The sequence below is a fragment of the Snodgrassella alvi genome, assembly GCF_002777425.1.
In the GTDB taxonomy this organism is placed as follows: domain Bacteria; phylum Pseudomonadota; class Gammaproteobacteria; order Burkholderiales; family Neisseriaceae; genus Snodgrassella; species Snodgrassella alvi_B.
Genome location: NZ_MDVC01000041.1, coordinates 1 through 1,314, shown reverse-complemented (window position 1 = coordinate 1,314; position 1,314 = coordinate 1). Strand labels below are relative to the sequence as shown.

Genomic DNA, 1,314 nt, shown 5'->3' with positions numbered 1-1,314 from the left:
TTTATCTGGTGCAGGTGGCCGGAACCGTAATACAGGCTGTTGATGGTGCGCCCATCCGGCAGGGTGGTGGCGATGCGGTTGCCCAGTGGGTCGTAAGTAACTCTAGTTGTAGTTTTAAATCTATTTAGAAGAATTTATTATTCGCATCGTGATCAGTCGCATCACCACCTGTACCAGTAATTGATGTCATATTATCAACAGTCCAAAATCATCAATTAGGACTAGTAGTTATCTATATAGTCCTACTTCTACTTTCCATCTATCAAATTATCAAACGCTAAAATAAGATAATGATCGGGCTGGATGTAAGTCTGTATTATGACGATAAAATTAAAGGTTATAGACAAATTTTTGCTATTTAATTTACGTTTGAACTAGCTCATAAAATTCTAAAAATGAATGATCAAAATCAAGTGATAATATTTTATTTTTAAGTCTTTCTGAAATAATAATATTAAATGCCCCATCCCATTCATTTAAACAAAATGCATCTAAATGTTTAGGAATTTTATTTTCGTGGATAGCTGGTTTTAGAAAAAAACGCCCACGTTTTGATTCCCATTCTTTTGGAACATAGCCTGATGGCCATAAGTCTATTTCAGATAAATCCCAGTTAACACAATCAACACATTCAAAAGGGTACATTATTAAATATGCTTTTTCTGGCTTCTCACTATCAGAAATAGGAATTAATTTAACACCATTACCCGATATATTGTTTATCCTATTAATTTTACTATCAAAAAGGAGATATTTAGCTCCAATTGTACTTATTGGTGAGAAATAACCATCCCTTAATTTTTTAAAAAAAAGTTTTTTGTTTGTAGGTATTTTTATTAAAGACAAAAAATCAACGGGAATTACATTACCTCCATCATCAATCAACTCATCACGTGGAATAATACATCCTCTCCACTTTTTGCTGTTAACATTTGGATTTAGTTTAAAGTATTTCATTTATTAGTCACTCTTAGTTAATATTTTATTTAACCATGAATTTGGGGTCACAGCTTCTTTACCAAGTTCTGCTAAAGCTTCTTTAAATGCTTCTGGACTTTTATCACTAGCTTGTTTTAAACGTTTATATATTTCTTGATGCATTTCTTCTGGGTGTGGACCTTTATGTCCTGGAACATCTATTTTATTTAATGGATCATTAAGAACATCTTTTCGCCAATTTCCATTCTTAATGTAACTATCCCTTAAAATAGTACAGCTCTGAAGTAGAAAATTCTCTTTATTAACCCACAGAGGATTTAATCATGAAAAAAATGACTGAACATCAAATCGTATCTATTTTAAAAGAAGCTGAAG

Annotated in this window: 2 protein-coding genes and 1 pseudogene; all 3 read right to left on the bottom strand. The window is 31.9% G+C overall.

Translation table 11 applies throughout. The annotated features are described in order from the left end of the window. A pseudogene (locus tag BGI33_RS03380) lies at positions 1-110 on the bottom strand (RHS repeat protein); the annotation flags it as partial. A gap of 253 nt (positions 111-363) precedes the next feature. After that, on the bottom strand, positions 364-957 hold the full coding sequence (locus tag BGI33_RS03375) for a hypothetical protein (RefSeq protein WP_065610589.1): 594 nt from the start codon (positions 955-957) through the stop codon (positions 364-366). Between the two features lie 3 nt (positions 958-960). Beyond that, positions 961-1,191: an AHH domain-containing protein gene (locus BGI33_RS03370; RefSeq protein WP_257378944.1), complete on the bottom strand. Its 231-nt coding sequence runs from the start codon at positions 1,189-1,191 to the stop codon at positions 961-963. Positions 1,192-1,314: the final 123 nt, after the last annotated feature.

Bases quoted from the DNA above. Each gene is read 5' to 3' on its own strand.
- BGI33_RS03375 (WP_065610589.1), bottom strand. From the start codon at position 957: ATGAAATACTTTAAACTAAATCCAAATGTTAACAGCAAAAAGTGGAGA.